Source organism: Flavobacterium sharifuzzamanii (assembly GCF_003254585.1).
GTDB lineage: Bacteria > Bacteroidota > Bacteroidia > Flavobacteriales > Flavobacteriaceae > Flavobacterium > Flavobacterium sharifuzzamanii.
In genome coordinates this window covers 1-6,017 of sequence record NZ_QJGZ01000024.1, presented here as the reverse complement: position 1 = coordinate 6,017, position 6,017 = coordinate 1, and the positions used below count along the sequence as shown (strand labels likewise).

Annotated in this window: 4 protein-coding genes; all 4 read left to right on the top strand. The window is 35.3% G+C overall.

Annotation, left to right across the window (positions count from 1 at the left end):
- The coding region (locus DMA14_RS22855; RefSeq protein ID WP_203418211.1) for a pyocin knob domain-containing S74 family peptidase at positions 1 to 2,510 on the top strand (2,510 nt) is incomplete at its 5' end.
- A complete protein-coding gene (locus DMA14_RS00130) occupies positions 2,510 to 3,082 on the top strand; it encodes a hypothetical protein (RefSeq protein WP_111422171.1) in 573 nt (190 codons plus the stop codon). The genes DMA14_RS22855 and DMA14_RS00130, both read left to right, overlap by 1 nt.
- Positions 3,082 to 3,927, top strand: a complete 846-nt coding sequence (locus DMA14_RS00125; RefSeq protein WP_111422169.1) for a DUF6734 family protein — start codon at positions 3,082 to 3,084, stop codon at positions 3,925 to 3,927. Before DMA14_RS00130 ends, DMA14_RS00125 begins: the two co-directional genes overlap by 1 nt.
- Positions 3,928 to 4,192: 265 nt before the next feature.
- Complete coding sequence (locus DMA14_RS00120; protein WP_111422167.1) at positions 4,193 to 5,797, top strand: class I SAM-dependent methyltransferase; 1,605 nt, start codon at positions 4,193 to 4,195, stop codon at positions 5,795 to 5,797.
- Positions 5,798 to 6,017: the final 220 nt, after the last annotated feature.

Sequence of the window (6,017 nt, the reverse complement as noted above, 5' to 3'; positions counted from 1 at the left end):
ATTCTACTGCGAGAATTGCTTCTAGCGAAAAAGGCGCCGCAAACGGAGTGGCAACTCTTGATGCAAGTGGAATTATTCCAACTTCTCAATTGCCAAGTTATGTTGATGATGTATTGGAATTTACAAACTTAGCTGGTTTTCCTGCAACTGGCGAAACAGGAAAAATCTATGTTGCAAAAGACACTAATAAAACCTATCGCTGGAGCGGAACAGCTTACGTCTTTATCACTAGCGGTGCTGTAGACAGCGTTGCAGGCAAGACTGGTGTGGTAACATTAGCCAAAGCTGATGTTGGTTTGGCAAGTGTAGACAATACCGCAGATGCTGCTAAAAATGTTTTGTCAGCCACTAAATTAACAACAGCAAGAACAATTAATGGTGTTTCTTTTGATGGATCGACAAATATTACAATTACTGATACTTCTAAAGAAAGCAGTATTACCGCTGGCGCTCCCACGCAGTACTGGAGAGGCGATAAAACATGGCAGACTTTAAATACTGCCAATGTTCCTGAGTCTACTAACCTGTATTTTTCTAATGCACGTTCAATTGCTTCAACATTAACAGGCTACAGTTCTGCTTCTGGAACGATTTCAGCAACAGATACTATCTTATCAGCTATAAATAAATTGAATGGCAATAATGATCTAAAAGCTCCTGCAGCGTCTCCTATATTTACAGGATCTGTAACTGCTCCAACATTTGTAGGAGCATTAACTGGAAATTCTTCTTCTGCTACAAAATTAGCAACTGCGAGAACAATCAATGGTGTTTCTTTTGATGGGTCAGCAAATATTACAATCAATGCAATTGATTCTACTGCGAGAATTGCTTCTAGCGAAAAAGGTATCGCAAATGGAGTGGCAACTCTTGATGCTAGCGGAATTATTCCAACTTCTCAATTGCCAAGTTATGTTGATGATGTATTAGAATTTACAAACTTAGCAGGTTTTCCTGCAACTGGTGAAACTGGAAAAATATACATCGCCAAAGATACAAACAAAACATATCGTTGGGGAGGATCTTCATATGTATATATTACAAGCGGTGCTGTGGACAGTGTTGCAGGTAAAACTGGTGTGATAACATTAGCCAAAGCAGATGTTGGTTTGCCAAATGTAGACAATACTGCAGATGCTGTTAAAAATGTTTTATCTGCCACCAAATTAACAACTGCTAGAACAATCAATGGTGTTTCTTTTGACGGGTCAGCAAATATTACGATTCCTACTAATGATGCCGACAAAGTTCCTCATCAAGATGGTACGCGAACAGATCTAAATTACAATTCAGCTATTACTTCTGGTTTTTATAATGTTAACTCAACAGGAACAAATGGCCCTGGCTCATCGTATAACAATTTAATTGTTGTCAAAGGGATTGATACCGGATTACAAATAACAGGAGGTCATAATAACGATTCATTATGGTTCAGAGGATGGAGTTCTAGCGGAACAACATTTACACCTTGGAGACGAATATTGCATGATGGCAATTATAATTCATATTCACCAACTTTAACAGGAACAGGAGCTAGCGGCAACTGGGGTATTAATATTACAGGAAGTGCAGGCGGATCTTCAAGATATGTAGATTTATTAGCCAACAGAACCGATGCAGCAGCCTATCCAATACTTTGGGGAGTTAATCAAGGAACAAATCCAATCACTGGCAATGCATCAACTTATGCATTTTCATGTGATGCTGTTAAAATTCAGTCAAGTACAGGAACCGTAATTGCTAATAATTTTAGTGGAAATGGAACGGGATTAACAGGAACTGCTGGCTCATTAAACATTGGTGGAAATGCAGGAACAGCAACTTCTGCTCAAAGAATTTCATTTACTGATGGTCCTCGAACATTAAGCGATCGTTTACCTAATACATTTGCCAGAACAGTTAGTTTCGATTTTGTCAATGCAGCAACTATTGGTGGTTCTGGAAATTATGGAGGTGTTATGACATTTTTCCCTTGGGATGGTCTTACATCTTCTACAGGAGATTCTTCATATCAGCTAGCATTTAGAAATGAAAGCGGCATAAATGGATCTGGAATTCCAGGTCTTAGGCTACGTAAAGGAATTGACACGACATGGAATGGATGGTATGACATTTTGCATTCTGGTAATTATTCCGCTTACTCAGCATTCTCTGGTGCAATAACTGGTGCTTCTCTAACTGTTACTGGAGATGTTACTGCTTTTTCTGATGCTAGATTTAAAGAAAATATTAGACCTATTGAAAATGTTATCGAAAGAATTCAGGCTTCAAGAGGAGTTGTATACGACAGAATTGATAACGATCAAAAAGATAATGTCGGGTTTATTGCTCAAGAACTTGAAGAAAATTTCCCAGAATTGGTTCTTACCCGAGAAGACGGAACAAAAGCTGTAAAATATCAAAATGCTGTTGCAGTATTATTTGAAGCAATTAAAAAACAACAGACCCAAATTGAAGAACAGGATAAAAAATTAAAACTTATTCTCGAACATCTAAACTTAAATTTATAATGGCATTATCAACAACTGGTTCTCTTTCCATGGGAGATATAAATGTCGAATTAGGCAGAGCAAGAACAGCATCCATATCTTTGGATGCTGCTGAAAATGGCAGTTATGCTACCATCAACCAAAATAGTTCTTCTAAACCTTCTAGCTCAAATCCAGCAACAATTAGTGAATGGAGAGGATACAATCATACGGCAGCTTCTTCTGGAGGAGGATCTAGTGGCGGTGGAACTGTCAATACTGGTTACATATTAAACAATACTGGTCGTACAATTGATGCCGCTTTTATGTCTATTAAAGCAAATGGTACAATAGTAGCATACAATGATTTCCCTTCATTAGCGAATGGGCAAATCTATCAATTCAGCACAACATATACCAACTTATTATTCTCTAATGGAGCATTTACTCTAGATCTGACAACGCCAACAATAGGTTTAACTACGTCAAATTATATCTATATGACGGGTGGATCTAATAGTACAAATGGTTACTTCTATAATAATGGGACCGTGTTTTCTGCTTACGTTACTTCCCCAGGCCCACAATACGCAATCAATATAACAATTAAATAATGAAAATAGTTTATAGTTATTGGGATACCGGTAACGGATTAAAAAAACCAGGTAATTGGTTTAATGCTCAATTCATGTTGTCTTCCATGGTAATGTCTGTTCTCAATAGCTATAAACATTATGGAAGAGTGGAAATGATTACCGACAGCGCAAGTAAGGTTTGGATAGAAAAATTGGGGCTACCTTTTGAATCAATAAGAACTGATCTTGATGAATTGCAAAAATATGATAAGGGTTCATGGGCACTCGGCAAAATAAAAGCTTACAGTATTCAAGAAGAGCCTTTTTTACATGTTGATTTAGATGTTATTTTATTTGAACCTTTATCTCAAAAACTGGTAAATAATGACTTGTATGTCCAGAATTTTGAACCATTTCATATAGACGCTTATCATAAAACCTATATGCCTTATATTGAATTGATAGAAGATCTTGGAACTGATTTACCTATTGGTTACCACGATAAAAAACAAGCCGTAAACCTTGGAATTTATGGTTGCAACAATCTTGAATTTAATAAGCTTTACTGCGATTCTGTATTTAGGTTTGTGGAACATAATGAAAAGAAGTTCAAATCTATTGTTCCTCTTCATAAACTGTGCGTTATATGGGAACAATATTTTTGGGCTGTCATCGCTGATAAATTAAAAATGTCTATTGGTACAATTATAGATCCACACTACAAATTAGCATCAGAAGCAGGATACTTCCATCTACTTATTGATAAATACAAAAAAGATATTGCAGATAATTTTTATGAACATGTAAAAACTACCTATCCAGAGTATTACCAATTAATAAACAAATTATTAGAATTCGAAAAAATTGAAATGCATGAAAAATGAACTAATCTAAAAACATCAAATAACAATCTCTTCTGCGCTTAAAAAATGCGTCGAAAACTAAGAGTAAATATTTCTTGGTAAAATTTAAAACCTCAATAATAATATTGAGGTTTTTTTATGCTTTATACTTAGAGCTAAAGAAACATCATATAAAAAACACGACTTCAAAATTACCTCAGTAAGACGATAATTTCATCCAGATAACTCTTCCATCCTAACTAAGAAAAAATTCACTATTTTTAAACTAACCTTCACTCTTTATATTATGACCGATAAATCACAACTTTTAAGTTCTATTTTTAGGCATCTCGACGGATTAGTTACAGCTCCTGTAGCTATTGCGCTCAAAAATAAATCAGTTTTAGAATTTATATTAAACAAAGAAAAGCTCACTTTATCTGAGCTTACTGCTGCTTTTAAAGCCAACGAAGGTTATTTGAATGTCGCTGTGAGAGTTTTGGCTTCTCAGGGATTTTTAGAATATGAGATTGATAATAAAAAGCAGGAAATCACGATTTCTGTAAACGAAAAAACAGAAACAGCTTTTTCACTATTTTATCTCTATGAAGATGTGGTGAATTTGCTACAGTTATCAATTCAGTTTCACCCGCGTTTGTTTGAAGATGTTCCTTTTGAAAAACTAAATGCTATTTTTGAAAAATATAAAAAGCAATACGGAATCGAACCTTCAGACGATCTGCTGAAAAATAGTATTCAAGAACAAATTTTAAAGCATATTGAAGGTTATCTGATTGGTCCAACAATTGTGCGATTGGCAATGAACGGAATGTTTCATAAATATTTTATGGAAACTTCTTTTAGACCTGAAGAATTTCATAAATCGCCCGAAAATTTTAAAAAGATTTTAGACTTTTTTGTTCATCTAGGTTGGTTTCTGGAAAAAAATAGCAATTATCAATTTACCGAAGCTGGTTTATTTTTTGCCAAAAGAGCCAGCGCTTATGGCGTTACAGTTTCTTATCTGCCAACTTTTGCTAAAATTGAAGAATTAATTTTTGGCAATCCAGATGTTTTGAGAACGGCTGAAGGTAAAAACGAACTTCATGTAGATCGTGAAATGAATGTTTGGGGAAGCGGTGGCGCTCATGACACTTATTTTAAAGTGGTTGATGAAATTCTAATCAAACTTTTTAATCTTCCTATTGATGAACAACCGAAAGGAATTCTCGATATGGGATGTGGAAATGGCGCTTTCCTCCAGCATATTTTTGAAGTAATCGAAAGACAGACTTTAAGAGGAAAAATGCTCGATGAATATCCGCTGTTTCTAGTTGGAGCCGATTATAACCAAACTGCTTTAAAAGTAACTAGAGCTAATCTTATAAATGCAGATATTTGGGCAAAAGTAATCTGGGGCGATATCGGACGTCCTGATTTGCTTGCCAATGATTTGAAAGAAAACTACAATATCGATTTGAAAGATCTTCTAAATGTGAGAACTTTTCTAGATCATAATAGAATTTGGCAAGATCCAAAACATATTAACCCAAACAGAGTTAGTACCTCAACTGGAGCATTTGCTTACAGAGGCAAAAGAATCAGCAACAATCTGGCCGAGGATAATCTTTTGGAACATCTTCAAAAATGGTCTCCGTATGTACACAAATTTGGTTTGCTTCTGATTGAACTTCACACTATAAGTCCGAAACTTACGGCCAGTAATTTAGGCAGAACTCCCGCAACAGCTTATGACGCTACTCACGGTTTTTCTGACCAGTATATTGTTGAAATTGACGTTTTTAATGCGATTGCGGCAGAAGCTGGATTATTTCCAGATAAATCTATTTTCAAGCGATTTCCAGATGCCGATACGGCAACAGTTAGCATTAATTTGTTGAAAGGAAAATAAATCAAAATGTGAAATGTAGAATGCGAAAAATAAATAAACTATAGATTTCGCCCCGCTGGGGCTCTTCTTAAACCGCAATTCTATTTCTATAAATATTTCATCCCTCTGAGACTTTTCTAAGACACAATTTAAAGCTAATATATTGTATCATTGAGATTTGAAAAACGTTTTCAAGCTCTGGAAGAGCGAAATATTTATAGCTAAAAATTCAAGACACAAA